Origin of the sequence: Microbacterium sp. JC 701 (genome assembly GCF_021026215.1) — a bacterium.
In the GTDB taxonomy this organism is placed as follows: Bacteria; Actinomycetota; Actinomycetes; order Actinomycetales; family Microbacteriaceae; genus Microbacterium; species Microbacterium algihabitans.
Window position 1 is genome coordinate 652927 of record NZ_JAJNCV010000002.1, and the last position, 19113, is coordinate 672039.

At 71.8% G+C, this 19113-nt stretch carries 8 protein-coding genes and 1 CRISPR repeat array (1 of these 9 only partly in view); of the genes, 2 read left to right on the plus strand and 6 right to left on the minus strand.

Features of this window, described 5'->3' with window-relative positions:
* Positions 1–370: a CRISPR direct-repeat array (repeat unit 24 nt; unit sequence CAGGTCCCTGAGCTTGTCGAAGGG) (it extends 53 nt beyond the left edge of the window).
* Positions 371–714: 344 nt separating this feature from the next.
* Positions 715–3666, minus strand: coding sequence for a UPF0182 family protein (locus LPW41_RS11050; protein WP_144835122.1), 2952 nt, complete (start codon positions 3664–3666; stop codon positions 715–717).
* A gap of 43 nt (positions 3667–3709) precedes the next feature.
* Entirely contained in the window at positions 3710–4837 is a 1128-nt protein-coding gene (locus LPW41_RS11055) for a S16 family serine protease (protein ID WP_230704831.1), read from the minus strand.
* A gap of 185 nt (positions 4838–5022) precedes the next feature.
* On the opposite strand from LPW41_RS11055, the gene LPW41_RS11060 reads away from it, so the two are divergent.
* The gene (locus tag LPW41_RS11060) at positions 5023–6483 is read left to right on the plus strand and encodes a zinc-dependent metalloprotease (RefSeq protein WP_230704941.1); all 1461 of its coding nucleotides are present in this window, start codon (positions 5023–5025) and stop codon (positions 6481–6483) included.
* 1047 nt (positions 6484–7530) lie between these two features.
* Here LPW41_RS11060 and LPW41_RS11065 read toward each other — a convergent pair.
* Together LPW41_RS11065 and nudC are read right to left on the minus strand one after the other, a co-directional pair.
* Positions 7531–9282 (minus strand): ATP-dependent helicase, encoded by a 1752-nt coding sequence (locus LPW41_RS11065; RefSeq protein ID WP_230704832.1) that lies wholly within the window; start codon positions 9280–9282, stop codon positions 7531–7533.
* Positions 9279–10529, minus strand: a complete 1251-nt coding sequence (gene nudC / locus LPW41_RS11070; protein ID WP_308071715.1) for an NAD(+) diphosphatase — start codon at positions 10527–10529, stop codon at positions 9279–9281. Before nudC ends, LPW41_RS11065 begins: the two co-directional genes overlap by 4 nt.
* 134 nt (positions 10530–10663) lie before the next feature.
* Here nudC and LPW41_RS11075 point away from each other — a divergent pair, with 134 nt between their 5' ends.
* A complete protein-coding gene (locus LPW41_RS11075; protein ID WP_230704833.1) occupies positions 10664–12202 on the plus strand; it encodes a phosphotransferase in 1539 nt (512 codons plus the stop codon).
* Positions 12203–12443: 241 nt separating this feature from the next.
* On the opposite strand, the gene LPW41_RS11080 is transcribed toward LPW41_RS11075, so the two are convergent.
* Positions 12444–15731 (minus strand): ATP-dependent DNA helicase, encoded by a 3288-nt coding sequence (locus LPW41_RS11080; RefSeq protein ID WP_230704834.1) that lies wholly within the window; start codon positions 15729–15731, stop codon positions 12444–12446.
* The gene (locus LPW41_RS11085; protein ID WP_230704835.1) at positions 15728–18928 is read right to left on the minus strand and encodes an ATP-dependent DNA helicase; all 3201 of its coding nucleotides are present in this window, start codon (positions 18926–18928) and stop codon (positions 15728–15730) included. The genes LPW41_RS11080 and LPW41_RS11085 overlap by 4 nt, the downstream gene beginning before the upstream one ends.
* Positions 18929–19113 lie beyond the last annotated feature (185 nt).

A 19113-nucleotide genomic window follows, 5' to 3' on the forward strand; every position in this document is an offset into this window, starting at 1 on the left:
AACGGACCGGGCAGCCAGGTCCCTGAGCTTGTCGAAGGGACCGGGACCCGCGGTGACCCAGGTGGCTGAGCTTGTCGAAGGGACCGGGACCCGCTGTGCACCGGCGCGTGACACAGGTCCCTGAGCTTGTCGAAGGGACCGGGACCCGCGGTGACCCAGGTCCCTGAGCTTGTCGAAGGGACCGGGACCCGCGGTGGGCAGCCAGGTCCCTGAGCTTGTCGAAGGGACCGGGACCCGCGGTGGGCAGCCAGGTCCCTGAGCTTGTCGAAGGGACCGGGACCCGCGGTGACCCAGGTCCCTGAGCTTGTCGAAGGGACCGGGACCCGCTGTGCCCCGGCGCGCGACACAGGTCCCTGAGCTTGTCGAAGGGACCGGGACCCGCGGTGGCCCGGTGGCTTCGACAAGCTCAGCCACCTTGATTCGACAGGCTCAGCCAACTTGCCAGGTCCCTGAGCTTGTCGAAGGGACCGGGACCCGCGGTGGCCCGGTGGCTTCGACAGGCTCAGCCACCTTGCTAGATCCCTGAGCTTGTCGAAGGGACCGGGACCCGCTGTGCACCGGTGGCTTCGACAGGCTCAGCCACCTCTACCGCCGCGCGACTTGGGGGCTTCGACAAGCTCAGCCACCTTGATTCGACAGGCTCAGCCACCTTGCCAGGAACGACGACGCCGGCGCCCCGCTGGAGCGGGACGCCGGCGATCGGTCGAGCGGGGGTCAGCCCGCGGGGGTCTCCGACGGAGCCGGGGTGGGCGACGTGGTCGCCGTGCCGCCCTGGCCGTTCGTCTCGAGGTCGAGCAGGCGCTGGACGGCCGCGGTCAGGCGGGCATCCTGCGTGGCGAAGGCCGCGAGGTCACCGCTGGTCAGCGCCGCTTGGCGAGCGTTCAACGCGTCACGCGCCTCCTGCAGGGCCGCGGCGTAGTCGCCCGTCGGAACGGTCGTGCCGCCACCTGTGCCACCCGTCGTGCCCGAACCCTGGTCGGTCGGGGTGACGGTCTCGTCGCCCGTATTCGCTCCGGAGTCACCGCCGAACAGCGAGTCGAGCGCTTCGCTCAGCGTGTTCTCGAACGCGATCTTGTTGCCGAACGCGACGAGCACGCGCCGCAGCTGCGGCAGCTTGGTGTCACCCGACGACTGGACGAAGACCGGCTGCACGTACAGCAGACCGCCACCCACCGGCAGGGTCAGCAGGTTGCCGTTGAGCACCTGCGACTGTCCCTGTTTCAGGATGTTGATCTGCGACGACACGTTGGTATCGGAGTCGAAGGTGTTCTGCACCTGGCCGGGTCCGGGGACCGTGGTCGACGAATCGATCACGAGCATTCGGAGCTTGCCGTAGTCGTCGCGTTTGGTGCCCTGCTGGTCGCCCGCGTTGGAGTCGACGGCCATATAGCCCGTCAGCACGTTTCGCGCCTGACCGCCCTGCGACGCCGGGATGAAGCTGGTGAACATCGAGTACGACGGGTCGTCCTGGTTCGGCATCTTCATCGTCAGGTAGTACGGCGGCTGGAAGGTCGCCGGGTCCTGCGGGTCGTTCGGAGTGGTCCACCGGTTGTCCTGGCGGTAGAAGGAGAGCGCGTCGTCGACGTGGTAGACGCCGAGCATCGAGCGCTGCACCTTCATCAGGTCGGTCGGGTACCGCACGTGGCTCATCAGGTCGGCCGACATGTCGGTCCACGGCTTGAGGGTCGTGGGGTAGATGTTCTGCCACGCCTTGAGCAGCGGGTCTTGGTCGTCCCACGCGTACAGGCTCACCGAGCCGTCGTAGGCGTCGACCGTGGCCTTGACCGAGTTGCGGATGTAGTTGATGTCATCGAGCGCGTAGGTCGGAGCCGGGTTGTTCGAGTCGGCGATCGCCCGCGAGAGCGACACGCTCGACGAGTACGGGTAGTTCGCGCTCGTCGTGTAGCCGTCGATGACCCACTTGATGCGACCGTCGACGACCGTGGGGTACGGGTCGCTATCGAGCGTCAGGTAGGGCGCGAGCTTCTGCACGCGCTCCTTCGGGTTGCGGTCGTAGAGGATCTGCGAGTCGGGGTTCACGTTGTCGGAGAACAGGATCTGCTCCGACTGGAACTTCAGCGCGTAGATGAGGCGGTTGAAGACGTTGCCGACACTGGGTCCACCGTTGCCGGTGAAGGTCGTGCGCGTCTCGGTGCCGCCGTCGGCGCCCAGCGGGTAGTCGAGCTCGATCGGCTCGCCGCCCTCGGGGCCGCCCACGATCGAGTACGGCGGCGACTGCTCGCCGAAGTAGATGCGCGGCTCGTACTTGCGGTCGGTGAGGAAGCCGGTGCCCGGGATCGCCTGCTCGAGGAAGACGGGGTCGCCGTCGGCGGTGCGCTCGTTACCGGCGGCCGCGACCATGCCGTAGCCGTGCGTGTAGACGAGGGTCGTGTTCTGCCACGAGGCCGCGTCGCCGAGCTGACCGATGTTGAGCTCGCGCAGCGACACCACGGTGTCTTGCGTCTGTCCGTTGATCGTATAGCGGTCGACGTCGAGCGGGGTGTTGAACTGGTAGTACGCGCGGTACTGCTCGAGCTGACGGACGGTCGGGCCGATGATGGCCGGGTCCATGATGCGCAGCTGCGCGGTGGAGTCGGCGTCGTTGCGCAGCTGGCCCGCCTGGGCCTGCGTCTCGGCTTGGAAGTTCTCTTTCTCGATGTTGTCGATGCCGTAGGCGGCCTTCGTGCCATCGAGGTTGCGCTGGTAGTACTGGCTTTCGAGCGTGAGCTCGTTGGGGCGCACCTGGAAGGTGGTGACGGCCCACGGGATGGCCGCACCCACGACGATCGCCGAGACGACGAGCAGCGCGGTACCGATCAGCGGGTAGCGCCAGCGGCCGATGAAGGCCGTGACGAAGAACGCCAGCGCCACGATGACGGCGGCGATCGCGAGGATCGTCTGGCCGGGGATCACGGCGTTGGTGCCGACGTAGCCGGGACCGGTGATGCGCTCGGACGGCTCGACGAGCGTGCGGAAGCGGTCGAGCCACAGGCTCGCACCCTGCAGCAGCAGGTAGACGCCGGCGAGGATCGCGAGCTGGATGCGCGCGGCCTTGGAGATGCGCAGCTCGCGTTGTCCGACGCGGACCGAGCCGTAGAGGTACGACACGACGGCCGTCAGCAGCAGGCACACCAGCACCACGGCCGAGGCGAAACCGAGCGCTGCCGCGTAGAACGGCATCCCGAACAGATAGAAGCCCGTGTCGAGCCCGAACTGGGGGTCGGTCACCGAGGTGCTGACGCCGTTGAACCACAGCCAGGTGGTCTCCCACTGCGCGGAGGCGGCGAAGCCGGCGAAGAAGCCGAAGAAGATCGGGATTCCCCACATCGCGAGGCGCCGCAGCGGCTCGACGACCTCTTGGTAGCGGTCGAGCTGCGAGCTCAGACGCGCGTACACGGGACGCAGGCGGTAGGCGAGCTGGATGACGCCCCAGACCGGCACGGCCATCGCGAGGAAGCCGACGACGAACATCACCGTGCGACCGATCCACTGGGTGGTCAGAACGGTGGTGAAGCCCAGCTGCGAGAACCACAGCCAGTCGGAATAGAGGTTCGCGAAGACGAAGAACGCGACGACGAGCGCTGCGATCACCGCCAAAGTGATCGAGATGATCCGTCGGGAGCGGTTCGGCGGCGTGGCCTGGTTCGGCGCTGAGGTCGTGGTCACCCCTTCATCCTAGGCGCGGGGTTCTCGGGGTTCGCCGTGAAAGCTACGATCCCGAACCACACGTCGGAAGCGCGTCGAGATCGCCGTTGTCGCGGATCGTCTCGAGCACCGTCATCGACTGGTCGAGCGTCGAGGTCGAGAAAACGCGGATGCCGTCGGGCACGTGCCCCACGACCTCGTTGCAGTTCGACTCCGGGGCCAGGAAGTAGGTGGCTCCGGCATCGAGCGCGCCGTAGAGCTTCTGACGGATGCCGCCGATCGGGCCCACGTTGCCGTCGGCGTCGATCGTGCCGGTGCCGGCGATGTGCTGGCCTCCGGTGAGGTCGCCGGGCGACATCTTGTCGATGATGCCGAGCGCGAACATCATGCCGGCGCTCGGACCGCCGACGTCGTTCAGCTGGATCTTGACGTCGACGGGGAGGTCGAACGACTGCATGAGTCCGACGCCCAGCAGGTACTGCTGCTGGCCGTTGACCGTCGTCTGCTGCGGCGTGATCTGCACCGTGGCGTCGGCGCCGTCGCGCTGGTAGGCCACGGTGACCGGTGCGCCCGCGGCCTTCTGGACGGCCGAGCGCACGGCATCCACGTTCGAAGCCGGAGCGCCGTCGACCGACAGCAGCACGTCGCCCTGCTGCAGCAGACCCGCCGCCGCGCCCTGGTCGTCGATCGTGCCGACCGCGATCTCGGCGGGCACGTCGTAGCCGAGCTGTCGCAGGGCGGCCGCGCTGGCCTCGAGCTGCGAGTCGCTCATGAGGGCGGCGTTCTCGCTCGTGCGCTGCTCGGTGGTCTGGCCCGCGGGGAAGATGCGGTCGATCGGCACCACGGCGCGCGAGCGGTCGAACCACGCCATCGCGAGCTCGATCCACGACGGGGTGCGCTCGCGGTTGCCGCTGACCTGCACCGTGAGCAGGTCGAGCTGGCCGGTGGTGGTGTCGTCCTGCTCGTTCGGGACGGTGATCAGCGGCACCTGCTCGCCGTCGGCGTTCGGCGAGGTGCCGAGGGTGTTGTACACCGGACCCGGCTGCTGAATGACGTACGCCGAGGGCACGAAGGTGAGCACGAAGAGCACGATCACGGCCACCGTCAGCGACCACACGCCGATGACGGTGCCGCGACGCCACGGCTGTCGGGGCGCGGGCTCGAGGCGGACGTTCTCGTCGAAAAGGGACACGAAGCTCAATCCTTGACCGGGGTCGTTCGCGCGGGGCGTAAGCGCCGCGGGGCCCGGCCGGTAGATGCGGGGAAACCTGCGACTAGCGTAGAGAACCATTCCCCAGACCTGGCTGAAAGGCGGCTGAAGTGGCAGACGACGACCGTGGCGGCGAGCAGAGCCCCGAGGAAGAGTTCCAGGAGCTCATGCGCCGCCTGATGTCGGGCGACACCAGCGGCATCGACCCCGAGATGCTCTCGCGCCTGTCGGGCATGCAGATCGACCCCGCCATGCTGCAGGCCGTCATGAACCAGCTGCAGGGCGCCTTCGCCGGCACGCAGGAAGGCGTCGACTGGAGCCTCACCGAGCGTCAGGCCCTGCACATCGCCAACCAGGACGGCCTGGGCGTCACGACCGGTCAGAAGACCGACCTCGACCAGGCGTTCACGCTCGCCGCCCTCTGGCTGGGCGCGGCGACCACCATCTCGGACCTGCCCCGCCCTCCCCGCGCCGTCACGCGCGGTGCGTGGGTCACCGCCACGCTGCCCGTCTGGCAGGAGCTCGCCGAGCCCGTCGCCACGAGCATCGCCGACGCGCTGACCACCGCCCTCGGCCAGCAGGCCCCCGAAGACATGCAGGAGATGATCGCCGGCGCCGGACGCCTCATGCGCACCGTCGGCGGCTCGCTCTTCGCCACGCAGCTCGGCCACGTCGTCGGCCGCCTGTCGACCGAGGTCGTGGGTGGCGGAGACGTCGGCATCCCGATCATGCCCGAGGGTGACGCCGCGATCCTGCCGCAGAACTTCGCCGACTTCGGCCGCGACCTCGAGATCCCCGACGACCAGCTCGCGCTGTACCTCGCGACGCGCGAGCTCGCGCACGCACGCCTGTTCCGCCACGCGCGGTGGCTGCGCCTGCACGTCATCTCGCAGGTGCGCGACTTCGCCCACGGCATCCGCGTCGACACCGACGCCCTCGAGGAACTCGCCTCGCGCTTCGACCCCTCGCAGCCCGACGAACTGCGCGGGGCGCTCGAGAGCGGAGCCCTGCTGCCCGAGCGCAGCCCCGAGCAGACCGCGGCGCTGACGCGGCTGGAGAACCTGTTGGCCACGATCGAGGGCTGGGTCGACGTCGTGACTGAAGACGCCACCTCGCGGCTTCCGTCGGCGGGACGCATCGCCGAGGCTGTGCGCCGACGCCGCGCCGTCGGTGGACCCGCCGAGCAGGCGCTGGGCGCGCTGGTCGGCCTCGAACTGCGCCCGCGCCGCATGCGCGAAGCCGCCGCGATGTGGCGCGCTGTCACCGACGCCGTGGGCGTCGAGGGCCGTGATGCACTGTGGGACTACCCCGACCTCATGCCGTCGTCGGAAGACATCGACGACCCCGCCGCACTCATCGCGCGGGTGACGGCCGCGTCGCGCGGTGAAGCGGCGCCCTCGGACGAGATGGACGACGCGCTCGCGCAGCTGCTGGCGGAAGAGGCCGAAGGTGGGCGGGATTCGGGTGCGGATGCCGAGGAGACGGGCGAGACGCCTGGTTCGGGCGATGCTTCGGGTGAGGGCCTCTTACGGCGAGACCTGCGAGAAGGTCGCTCCGACGACGCGTCCGGCGACGGCGCAGGTGAGGGCGACGAGGACGGCGCTCCGGGAGACCAGCGGCCCGTGTGACCGCTGCGGCGGTGTCCGCGGCGTTGGGGTCGCGTGGCGGGGTGCTGTTCGCGCCGAGACTGCAACTCGCTGACAACGTCGTTGCAGCCTGACGCGGGTTTGTCAGCGAGGTGCAGTTTCGCGGACCTTTTGCCGTCGATCGACCCGAGCGCAGGCGTGGCGGCCCGCCGTTCACTCCGAGACTGCAACTCGCTGACAACGTCGTTGCAGCCTGACGCGGGTTTGTCAGCGAGGTGCAGTCTCGCGGGTCGCTCGCCGGTCGACGGGCGGTCGCACGCCCGTGTGAGGGTCGCGCGCGCGGCGGAGTGCACTTCTCCCCAGGGGCGTGATCGACGTCGGTTGCTGTGGACAACGGCATCCGGAGTCTTTCGGCCCGTCAGGATCGGGGCATGCTTCGACTCGACCCCGCCTCTCCCCCGCTCTGGCGTGACGACGGCAGCGTGCAGTTCGGCCCGCGCGCGATCGCGACCCTGCCGATCTCGGATCGGTGGACGGATGCCGCTGTCGCCGCCCTTGTGAACGGCACGACCCGCGAGGAGTTGCGGGCGCTCGCGCGGGTGCACGGGGTGTCGGATGCCGCGACCGATGCGGTGCTCGACGCTGTCACGCCGGCGCTCGTGCCGCACCGCGACGAGCCTCCGCTCGTGCTGCAGATCGCCGACGACCTTCACCCGCGCGTCGGCCGCGCCGTGCTCGCGGGACTGCCGCCGCTCACCCGCATCGTCGCGTGGGCGGGGGCATCCAGCGAGCGAGCGTCACCGGGGTCGTGCGTGATCCTGCTCGCGGCGCATCGCGTGGATCCGCGGCGGGCCGCGGCGTACACGCGTGACGGCGTGACCCACCTGCCGCTGGTGCTCGACGGAGCCTCGGCGACGGTCGGGCCAGTCGTCGCGCCCGGGCGCACGGCCTGCCTGTCGTGCCTCGATGCCGAGAGCCAGCGCGGCGATCCGCACTGGCCGGCGGTGTCGTCGCAACTGCTCGGCCGGCCGCGGCCCGCGATCGACCCGGCGCTGGCCGCCGAAGCGGCGCGGGCGGCGCGCTTCTTGCTCAGCGCGCCGATCGAGCAGACGACGAGGTCGCTGCACCTGCGCGTCGATTCGTTCCGGCGGGCCTGGGGGCTGCATCGGCCGAGCGCAGACTGCCGCTGCCGATCTCTCGAAGAAAGCGCGACGGCGAGCGTTCCATCCGGCCCCGACCGCGCGCCCAGCTCAGCGACAGCGTCCGCGCCGCACGTGTGACCCCGACGTACGCAAGACGCCGCTCTTCGTCGACCGCCTCGAAGGTGGTCGCGTACGAGATCGGCAGCAGACCCTCACTGACCCCGACGAGGTAGACGTGATCCCACTCCAGACCCTTCGCCGCGTGCAGCGTGGCCAGCGTCACCGTGCGCGTCGTCGGCTCGTGCTGGTCGCGCGCTCGGGCCTGCAGGTCGTCGGTGAACGAGCGCAGGTCGGTTCCGGCTGGGGCCTCTTCGGCCAGGCGCAGCAGGGCGGCCCGCGCCTCCCACGCTTCGCGCAGGGCTCCGCCCGCGGCGGGCGGGTCGTCGGTCAGACCGACGCTGCGCAGCACGTCGCGGACCGTGGCGAGAAAGCCGGTCTCCATCGGCGCGACCGACGCGGCCCGCAGCGCCATGAGCGCCTGCCGTACCTCGGGCATATCGAAGAACTTGCGCCCACCCAGCACGGAGGCCGCGACCCCCACCGCCGACAGCGCGCTCAGCAGTGCGGCCGACTGGGCGTGCGAGCGGTACAGCACCGCGACGTCGTGCGGATCGACGCCGCGCGACAGCGAGTCGGCGATCGATCGCGCGACCGCCGTGGCTTCGGCCTCGTCGTCGTCGAAGCCGCGCACCGTCGGCACCGGCGTGTCGGCGTCGGTCGCGGCCACGAGCTCGAGCGCGCCGGCCCGCCCGCGCATGAGGTCGTTGGCCACCGCCAGCACGGGTGCCGTCGAGCGGTAGTTGCGCTCGAGCCGCACGACGCGGGCGTTTTCGTGCGTGCGCTCGAAGTCGAGCAGGTAGCGCGCATCGGCGCCGGTGAACGAGTACACGGTCTGGCTGGCGTCGCCGACCACGCACAGGTCGCGACGATCGCCCAGCCACAGCTCGAGCACGCGGTTCTGCAACGGCGAGACGTCCTGGTACTCGTCGACCGTGAAGTGCCGGTACTGCTCGCGCACGGCGGCGGCCACGCGCGGCTCGGCCTCGATCATGCCGGCGCAGGTGAGGAGCACGTCTTCGAAGTCCATCTGCCGACGCTCGTCTTTGAGCTTCTCGTACGCCCGCTGCAGGGCGACGACCTGGTCGACGTTGAGACGCCCCACGCCGTCGGGGCGGTCGGCGGCGTACTGCTCGATCGAGCGCAGCGTGACCTTGCGCCACTCGATCGAAGACGCGATATCGCGCAGTGTCGCCGTGTCGGGACTCAGTCCGACGCCGTCGGCCGCGTGCGCGAGCATGCGCACCTTGTTGTCGATGATCGACGGCGCCTGATCGCCCGCGAGCGTGGGCCAGAAGAAGTTCACCTGGGCGAGGGCCGCGGCGTGGAACGTGCGCGCCGACACCCCCGACACGCCGAGCGCGCGCAGGCGTCCCCGCATCTCACCCGCGGCCTTCGCGGTGAAGGTCACCGCCATCACGCGCTGCGGCGAGTACGCGCCCGTGTCGACGCCGTGGGCGATGCGCCGCGTGATCACGCGCGTCTTGCCGGTGCCGGCGCCCGCGAGTACGCACACCGGACCCCGCAGCGCCCGCGCCGCCTCGAGCTGATGCTCGTCGAGTCCGTCGAGAGGTCCGGTCACGCGGTCTCTCCGTACCAGTCCTCGATCAACCGGCGGGCGATCGACGCGGCCCCCGGCAGGTGCACCGCGCTCTCACCCCGGAGCGCCGACCCGATCTCCTCCCGGGTGAACCAGCGCACCTCGACGATCTCCTCGCCGTCGGCCAGGGCCTCGACCTCGTCGACCACGACCGCGCGGAACCCGAGCATGAGCGACCGCGGATACGGCCACGCCTGCGACCCGCGGTACACGATCTCGCGCAGACGCACGCCCGACTCCTCGTTCACCTCGCGCGCGACGGCGTCTTCGAGCGACTCCCCCGCCTCGGCGAACCCGGCGAAGCACGAGTACCGGTCGCCGCCCCACGCGGCGTTGGCGCCCAGAAGCACGCGGTCGCCCTCGGCAGCGGTCAGCAGCACGATGACCGCGGGGTCGGTGCGCGGGAAGTGCTCGCGCCCGCACACCGGGCAGTGCCGCGACCAGCCGGCCTGGCGCAGTTCGGTGAGCGCGCCGCACGCGGGGCAGAACGCGGCATCGCGCAGCCACCCCGACAGGGCGACCGCGGTGGTCAGCAGTTCGGCCTCGCCGGCCGGCAGGTCGCCGCCCGCGGCGCGGAGGGGCGCCCAGTCGGCATCCGGAACCAGTTCATCACCCGCGCCGTCGGCCACGACCGCGAGCAGGACCGCGCGGTGGTCGGGCGTGCGGCCGAGGAACGCCCAGTGGGTGATGCCGGGGATGTCGTGGGGGGCTGCTGCGTCGGGTGCGGCAGGGCGCGCCGACGGGGCGGGGGCGGATGCCGTGGGCTCGGCGGGGTGCGCTGACTCGGCCGATGCCGTGGACTCGGCGGGGCGCGCTGATTCGGCCGATGCCGTGGACTCGGCGGGGCGCGCTAATTCGGCCGAAGCGGAGGGCTCGGCGAGCTGCAGCGACGGCGCGGATGCCGCGTGCTCGGCGGGCTGCTGCGGTCCGGCCGAGGCAGCTGCCTCGGGCCCGGCAGTCTTCTGCGACCCGGCGGCCGACGAGGCGAGGTCGGCGAACGAGACGAGCGCGAGACGGCCATCGATCAGCGGAGCAGCGTCGCGGCGCACGGCGAGCACGAGCGTGCGGGGATCCGCGGCGAGGTTCCCGAGCAGGCCGGGCTGGTGACGCTCGGCGCCGGCGCGGTCGACGGCAAGGTCAGCGGCATCCGCGGACCTGTCCTGCGGCCCGCTGTCAGCCGCACTCGACGAGGGCGGGTTCTGCGACGACGAAGACGCGGGAAGCGACATCGAACACTTCTTTCCGGTGCGAGCACGAGCAGAAGCCCGAACGGTTGGGGTGAGCGGAGGGTCGAGGGCTCGACCTCCCCCCATCAAGGGCGTGGCGCGGGCCGGTGAGCACGGGCCCGACCTACCCTGGGGGCATGGCACGCTCGCCCCTCATTTTAGCCGCGTCGGCGACGGCGGCCCTTCCCGGCACCGCCTTCACGAGCGTCAGCGCGCTGACCGAGAACACGGCCGGTCGCTTCGACGCCGCGCTCGCTCGGACGGCCGACGGGCGCGAGCTCATCGTGCGCATGCCCGCCGACGACGACACCGCCGGCGAGCTCGCCGCCGAGGCGCGAGCCCTGCACGCCCTGACCGCCGGAGTGCGCGCCCTGCTGCCGTTCGCCGTGCCCGAGGTCGTCGGCGAAAGCGGCTCGGGGGCCCAGCGCGTGCTGGTCGTCGACCGGATTCGCGGTTACCGCATCGACCCGGCTCACCTGCCCAAGGGACCGGGCTACGCGCCCGCGATCGGTGGCGCCCTCGCCGCCGTGCACGCGCTGCCCGTCTCGATCGTGCGGACCGACGGACTGCCGGTGCGCTCGCCGGAGCAGGTGCGCGACGACGTCAAGCGCCTGCTCGACCGTGCCGACTCGACCGGACGCGTCAGCGACGACCTCATGATGCGCTGGCGCCGTGCGCTCGACGTCGACGACCTGTGGCGCTTCGAATCCGCCGTCGTGCTCGGCGGTGCCACGAGCACCTCGATCGTGCTCGCCGACGACGCCGACGAGATTCCGCACGTGGTCGGCATTCTCGACTGGGCCGGCCTCAGCGTCGGCGACCCCGCCGTCGACCTGCGCTGGTTGGCATCCGCTCCGCTCGCCGCCGACGACGTGCACGCCGGATACGCCGCCGCGGGCGACCGCTCCCCCGACCCCCTGTTGCGCGAACGCGCCCGCCTTTACGCCGAGCTCGAGTTCGCGCGCTGGCTCGTGCACGGACACGACGCCGGCGAGACCGACGTCATCGACGACGCCGTGGCCCTGCTGACGGCGCTGGCCGACGGTGTGCGCGGCGACCAGATCGTGCCCGACACCCGCAGCGACATCGACGACGCGATGGCCCTCGTCGAGAGTTCGCCCGCGGTCGCTCCCGCCGACGGCGTCGACACGTCGATGCAGACCGACGCCTACGACCCGGAGGCGCTGTCGCTGTACCTGTCTGCCGAGCGCGACCGCGCGGCCGCCGCAGACGCCCTGGCGAACGCCGAAGAATCGGATGACGATTCCGGCCCGATCCGCATCGACGACCTCCCCGCACGCGAGGACGACCCCGAAGCCACGGCCCCGCTCGAACTGAACGGGTGGGACGGCCGCTACGACCCCGTCCACGGACCGGCACTCCGCGGCGATACCGCCGCGACGTCGCTCTGGGGCAAGCCCGAAGAAGCTCGACCGGCCGTATCGGACGCCACCTCGTTCGCCGCGCGCGATGACGAGAACGCCGCCTCCGTCGATGCGCACGACGAGTCGTCGACCGACCGTCTCGACGGCCTGCCGCTCGATGGCGCCACCAACGGGCGGAACGAGCGGGCGGATGCCGCGCACGACGACTCCCACGTGGACGACGAGGCCGATGCCGCCCGCGCGAGCCGCGCCGCGCTGCGCCGCTGGGGTGTGTCGGGCGACAACGCCTGACAGCGGCGTGCTCGTCCGCACCACGAACGCACCGCTTCATCCGCTCCGCGGGGCCGAGGAGTGGTCGCGGCGACGTCACCCGGTGAGCGCTGAACCGTCGGGCGTCTCGTGCGCGCGCGTTTGAGCGTCGTGCCTCGTCGCCCTTCGCGCGACACCGTTCCAGGCTGATGATTCACCCGGTCACCGGGCACCACGGCCCGAAGCGACGTCGTGATAGTGCACCGACCATCGCCGGAGCACCTCAGCCGCGCAGCACCAACTCGTCGCCGACGTAGAACAGCGCGACGTCGATCAGGTCGATGTCGATCCCGTGCTTCGCGTGGTACGCGTCGCGGTACAGCTCGAGCTGCAGCATGCGCGACCGACGCTCGGCCTCGGACGACGGCGGTCGACCGGTCTTCCAGTCGACGATCTCGTAGCGATCGCCGCGTCGGTAGACGGCGTCGAGCTTGCAGATGACGACATGCTCGCGTCCGTCGAGACGCGTGGTGACGAAGTCGATCTCGGTCTCGACCTCGAGCGGCCGGAGGCCGGCCCATTCCGACCGTTCGAAGCACTCGCGCAGTCGCTGGAGTTCCACGGCATCCGCCGCCGATGCCCCCACGACGTCGTCGTCATCCCACAGGCCGTCGTCGTCGAGCCCGGCGCCCGCCCCCACTAGGCCCGAGCGCTGCTCGACCCACGCGTGGAAGAGGGTGCCGAGGCGCGTCTGCCGGTAGGGGCGCTCGGGCATGGGGCGTCGCAGGTCTTCGACCGTGCCGCTGTAGTCGGCGACGAAGTCTTTGAACCGCGACGCCGGGATGCGCGTCGGGGCGGGCGCGTGCGTCGGACGCAGCCGATCGGCCCGCTCGGCGAGCAGCAGTTCGAGGTCATCATCGGGTGCCGCCGCCGGTTCGTCCCGCGCGGCGGCGACGGCGGACGCCGCGGCCGACACCGCGGTGCGTCGCGCCCCCAGCGGATCGAGCGGCCAGTGCAGCAGCCGACGTTCGCCGTCGTAGGGGTCGTCTCCGGGCTCGGACACCTCGAGATCGATCGCGAGCGCCTCGGCCGCTTCGTCGAGGAACACGCTGGGGCGTCGAGGCTTCTTGGTCCCCGACCAGCTGGACCCCGACAGCATCAGCAGATCGCGCGCGCGGGTGAAGGCGACGTAGGCGAGACGGCGGTCTTCGTCGAGCTGGCGGGCGCGGTTGTCGGCGACGAAGGCGTCGATCGCCGCCTTCAGGTCTTGCTGCGTCTCGGCTCCGCGCCAGCCGAAGACCGGCAGCCAGGCGGAATCGCCGCGGAACTCCGAGGGCAGGATGCCGAAGCCCAACCACCCCTTGGTGTCACGCGGGAGCGACGGCAACTCATCGGTGACGAGGCGGACCACGGCCACCGCGTCCCACTCGAGGCCCTTGGACCCGTGGATCGTCAGCAGCTGAACGACGTCGTCTTCGGGCGGCTCGGTGCGCGGGGCGAACTCGTCGGCCTGTTCGGCGTGGTCGAGCCAGGCGAGCAGGCTCGCGACCGACCCCGACTCATCGGCGGCGAGGAACCCGCGGATCTCGTCGACGAACGCGCGCAACTGGGCCGACGCGATGCGCGCGGGGCCGCGCGACTCGTTCGCCGCGAGCTCGATGTCGAGACGCAGCTCAGCCTCGATCAGGCGGATCAACTCGGGGATCGGCGCCCCCACGCTGCGCCGCAGCGACGCGAACACCGCACCGGCCTCGCGCAACCGCGCGCGCCCCTCGGGGGTGAAGTCGGTGAGCCAGCCGTGGCCGTCGGTCTGCCGGGCGATGAAGTCGAGGGCGTCGACGAGCGAGGCACGGTCGGCCCCGGGTGTCGAGCGGAGGCGGTCGACGACCTCGGCCCCCAACGGCTGCAGCGCCACGTCGTGGGTGGCGAGCCGACGGGCGAGCTGCGCGAGGGCACGCAGGTCGGCGAGTCCGACGGCCCAGCGTGGCCCGGACAGCAGGCGGATCAGGGCTGACCCGGCCTCGGGATCGCTGATCACCCGCAGGGTCGACACCACGTCGACAACCTCGGGGGTGGTGAGCAGACCGCCGAGTCCGAGGATGCGGTGCGGGATGCCGCGGCGTCCGAGCGCATCGCCGAAGCGGACCATGTGCTTCTTGCTGCGGAACAGCACGGCTCCGGTGGTCGCCTTGCCCTGGGCGGCGCGCGCGGCGCGGACTCCGGCGAACCACGACGCCACGCGATCGGCCTCGGCATCGAGCTCGTTCTCGAACACGATCTCGACCACGCCCTGGGGCGCACCGGGACGGGAGCGCAGCTCTTCGACCGCGACGGCCGCCCGATCGGCGAGCGGGGCGAGCACCGCGTTGGCGGCGTCGAGCACCCGGTCGCTGTTGCGCCAGCTGGTCAGCAGGGCGAACTGGCGGCATCCGCCCTCGGGAGCGAACGCGGCGGGGAAGCCGCCGAGGTTGCCGGCGCTCGCCCCGCGCCAGGCGTAGATGGCCTGGTGGGGGTCGCCCACCGCCATGACGCCCGTGCCGCCGAACAGCGTGGAGAGCAGGTCGGTCTGCACGACCGAGGTGTCTTGGTATTCGTCGAGCAGCACCACGCGGTACCGCGCGCGCAGCTCGGCGACGACGGCCGGGTGCTCGGTCGCGATCTGCAGGGCTCCCGCGACCTGGTCGGCGAAGTCCATGACGCCCAAGCGCGCCTTCTCGCGGTTGTAGTCGGCCGCGAGGGCCGAGAGCAGCGACAGCGCCGAGACCTTCGCCGCGGCGTCGCCGACCTCTTTGTAGACGCTCACCCGCGCGGTGGTCGAGGGGCGTTCGGTGATGCGCGCGAACTCCTCGGGGAAGGCGGCGAGTCGATCGAGGTCGACGAGGTTGTCGACACCGTCGCGTGCGATCCGCAGCGCGGCGTCGATGAGCGTCCGCGGGGACTCCTGGCGTTCTTCGAGACGCGGGTCGTCGGAGGCGAACACCACGCGCCGCATCAACAGCCACGCTGCCGATTCGGACAGCACCGCCGATTCGGCGTCGCGCCCGATGCGCAGGCCGTGCTCGCGCACGATGGCGTCGGCGAAGCTGTTGTAAGTCGACACCGTCGGGCGGTGCAACAACTGGTCGCCGTCGTCGGGCGTGCTCTCTCCTGCGCCGACCTCGGCGGTCAGCATGTCGAGGGCTTCGCGACGCGCGGCGTCGGCGCTCGCGCCCTCGAGCTGCGCGAGCTCGGCGAACACCGCGAGGCGTCCCGCCTCGTGCAGGGCGGGAAGTGCGGGCAGGAGCCCCCGGGCTTCGAACTCCGACAGACGCTGCAGACGCCGATGGATGCGCTCGGCCAGTTCACCGGCGGCCTTGCGCGTGAAGGTCAGGCCCAGCACCTCGTCGCGGCGGACCAGCCCGTTGGCGACCAGCCACACCACGCGGCCGGCCATGGTCTCGGTCTTGCCGCTGCCGGCACCGGCGACGACGAGGGCAGGCTCCAGCGGCGCCTCGATGACGGCCGTCTGCTCGAGGGTCGGGGGGAACTGGCCGAGGGCGGCCGCGATCGTCGCGGCGGACAACGTGGTCACGACGCGCTCACCGCCGAGACCGTGTGGATGCGGCAGAGCCCGTACGAGAACTCGTCGCGGCAGTGCACCTCGTACGGTGCCGCGAAGCTCGTGCCGCGCATGACGTCGACCGCGCGCTGCACGCGCCCGACGAACTCCTCGCGCTGGGTGTCGTCGAACGGCGGCTGCGTCGGCTCGGCGTAGTCCTTCTTCGCCGCGCTCGGGCGCAGCACGAGGAGCTTGGCCCCGCCGGAGGGAAGCCCCTCGACCTGCTCGATCGCCCCCGACGAGAACGCCAACTGGTAGGCGGCTAGCTGCGGGTTGTCGGCGACCTTGAGGTCGGTCTGCGGCTCGTTCTTGCCCGTCTTGAGGTCGACGATCACGACCTCTCCGGCCGGGGTCACCTCGACGCGGTCGATGTCACCGCTGAGCACGGCGCCGTGCACGGTGGCGCCGTCGGGCACGGCCGCGCCGTCGTCGACGCCGTCGGGGTGCTGCCCGCCGGCATCCGGGATCGGGATCGGCACCTCGAAGTGCCGCTCGGCGCCCACGAGTCGACCGCCGGCATCGTCGAAGCGCCGCAGGTAGGTCGCGAGGCGTCGCACGAGGTCGCGGGCGCGCGTGCGCTCGGCCTTCTCGCGCCACGCGGCGTCGAACACCAGCTCGCCCCAGCGCTCGTCGACGACGGCCCACAGGTCTTCTTCGGACGACGAGGCCGCGGTCTCGAGCGCCGCGTGGATGATCGTGCCGATGCCGGCGGTCGTGCCACCACGGTCGCCGCCGAGGTCGGCGATCACCCAGTCGAGCTGGCACTCTTCGAGCGCGTGGAGGCGCGAAGGCGAAACGCGGACGTCTTCGCGCGTGAGGTCGCGCAGCGGGGCCGACGAGCTCGGTGCCACGACGCCGTACCACTGCTCGGGGGCGGCACCGGCGACTCCGGCGGCGGCCAGCAGCGCCAGCTGACCGGCGGCGTGCGTGCGCTCGGGCGCTGGAACGCGCGCGGTAGTCAGCGAGCGGCGGTGGCGCGCGACGAGTCCGCGCAGCGATAGCGGGTGCTCGGGGATGGATGCCGCGGGCTCGGGCGCCGGCAACATCTCGAACAACACGCTGGGGCCGGTGTCGTCGTCGTCGACCGCGGTGACGATGAGCCGAGCGTCGGCGCGACTGATCGCGCGGACGAACAGCCGCAGCTCGTCGTGCATCGCGGCGCGGCGCCGATCGAGCATACCGGCGGCCGGCAGATCGGGGTTCTGCACGGCGTCGGCCAGACGCCAGGTCTCGAGCAGCCCGCCGCGCAGGCGTGTGTTGGGCCACACACCCTCTTGGACACCGGCGACCACGACGGTGTCGAAGTCGGTTCCCGCGGCAGCGGCCGGCGTCAGCACGCGCACGGTGTCGACGACCGCGGGCTGTTCGATGCGGTCTTCGGCCACGTCGCTGTCGAGCACCCCGCGAAGGAACACCGACGCCTCGCCGTCGGGCTCGCGCTCGGTGAAGCGCTTGGCCGCCTGGAACAGCGCCACGATCGCATCGAGGTCGCGGTCGGCCTGCTCGGCCACGGGCCCGTGACCGCGGGCTGCCTCGCGCCAGGTGCGGGCGAGCGCGCTGCGCTCCCAGGCCGTCCAGAGCAGTTCGTGCGCCGTCGCGCGCTGCAGGGCCTGGGCCCGGAGCGCGGTCAGCGTCTCGCCCAGCCGCATCGCCCGCCGCGCCTCGCGCGAGTCGATGGTCTCGAGCTCGAGCGGGAATCGCACTCCCGAGACCAGCAGTTCGGTGGCGGAGCGGACTCCCCCGGCCCCGACCTCGTCGTGACGCAGCGCCGTGCGCAGGCGCCGGAGCTCGATGGGGTCGAGCCCGCCGAACGTGCCGAGGAGTGCGTCGACCACCTGCTCGGGAGCCCACTCGTCGGGGTCGCGCATGCCGAGCTCGACCAGAGCGACCAAATCGCGCACGGGACGCTGCACGCCGAGTGCGAGACCCGGACCGCTGGCCCGAGCCGGCACCTCGCGCGCCGACAGCTCGGCCTCGAGCGTGGCGACCTGTCGCGAATCGTGGGCGATCACGGCGCAGCGACCCCACGGCACGCCGTCGAGCACGTGACGCTCGCGCAGCAGACGGGCGATGGCGTCGGCCTCTTCGGCGGGCGAACGCAACAGGTAGGTGCGCACCGAGCCCTCGACCGGCGCGCCGAGCGGCGCCCGGCGATGCGCGACGACCCCGGCCGCGCCGATGCGCGACGCGACCTGGCGCACGAGGTCGACCTGTTCGGCGGTGCCGCGATGCGGAGTGCCGAGCGCCGCCGTGGTGCCGAGTTCGCGCGCCAGCCGGGCGAAGTTCTCGGGGGTCGCGCCCCGGAACGCCCCCGACCCCACGTCAGGGTCGCCGAAGGCCACGACTCCGATGCCGAGGGCCCGACAGGCCCGCAGCAGGTCGATTCCGCCGGAGGTGAGCTCTTGCGCGTCGTCGACCAGCACGCACTTCAGCGAGGCGAAACGGCCGAGCAGGTCGCGATCGACGAGCGCTTCGTCGAGCACCGCGACGGCCTCGCGCGCCAGGTCGGCCGCGTCGCGATGCGCACCGCGCATGGCCGCGCGCACCGCGCGGTACTCGTCGGCGAAAGACGCGAGCGAGGCCCAGACGGGGAGCTCGTGCTGCCTGGCGAGCTCGGCGAGGTCGGCCGAGGTGACGCCGAGATCGGTGCACTCCGCGAGGAACGCGCGCAGGTCGCCGCGGAAGCCGCGAGTCGCGCGGATCGCCGACCCGAGCCAGGCGGGCCAGCGCGAGTGCCCCTCGGCCTCGTCGAGGGCGTCGCCGTCGAGCAGGTCGCGGATGATCTGGTCTTCGTCGCCGCCGGTGAGCAACTGCGGCGGCTCGCCCCCGCGGCGCACCTCGGCTCCGCGCACGAGCTGGAAGGCGAACGACGCCAGCGACCGCGCGAGCGCACCGGCGGTGGCCTGGCCGACCGCGAGCGCGAGCCGGTCGCGCAGGGCCGTCGCCGCCGGTCGCGTGGGCGTGAGCACGAGCAGGTGGTCGGGGTCGATTCCGGATGCCACGAGCCCGCGCGCCCGCGCCAGTAGAGCCGTCGTCTTGCCCGACCCCGGCGCCCCCACCACGACGCCGCTCGTCTCGGGGGCCCACCCCGCGACTGCCCGCTGATCGTCGTCGAGCGCGTGCCCGTCGACGGCGGAGGCGTCGAGCTCAGCGGCATCCGGGATCTGCATGTCTCCACGCTAAACGCGACCTCCGACATCGGGTCGCGTGACGCCCGGACGCCGCCGAGAACGGCCCCGGGCATCCGCGCGTTCGCCGTCCGCGAAGCGGGGCCCGCTCCGGGACGCGGTGTCGGAACCCTGCCCTAGAGTCGAATCACGCGCCGGGCCGACCGCGGCCCGCGGGGAAAGGACGC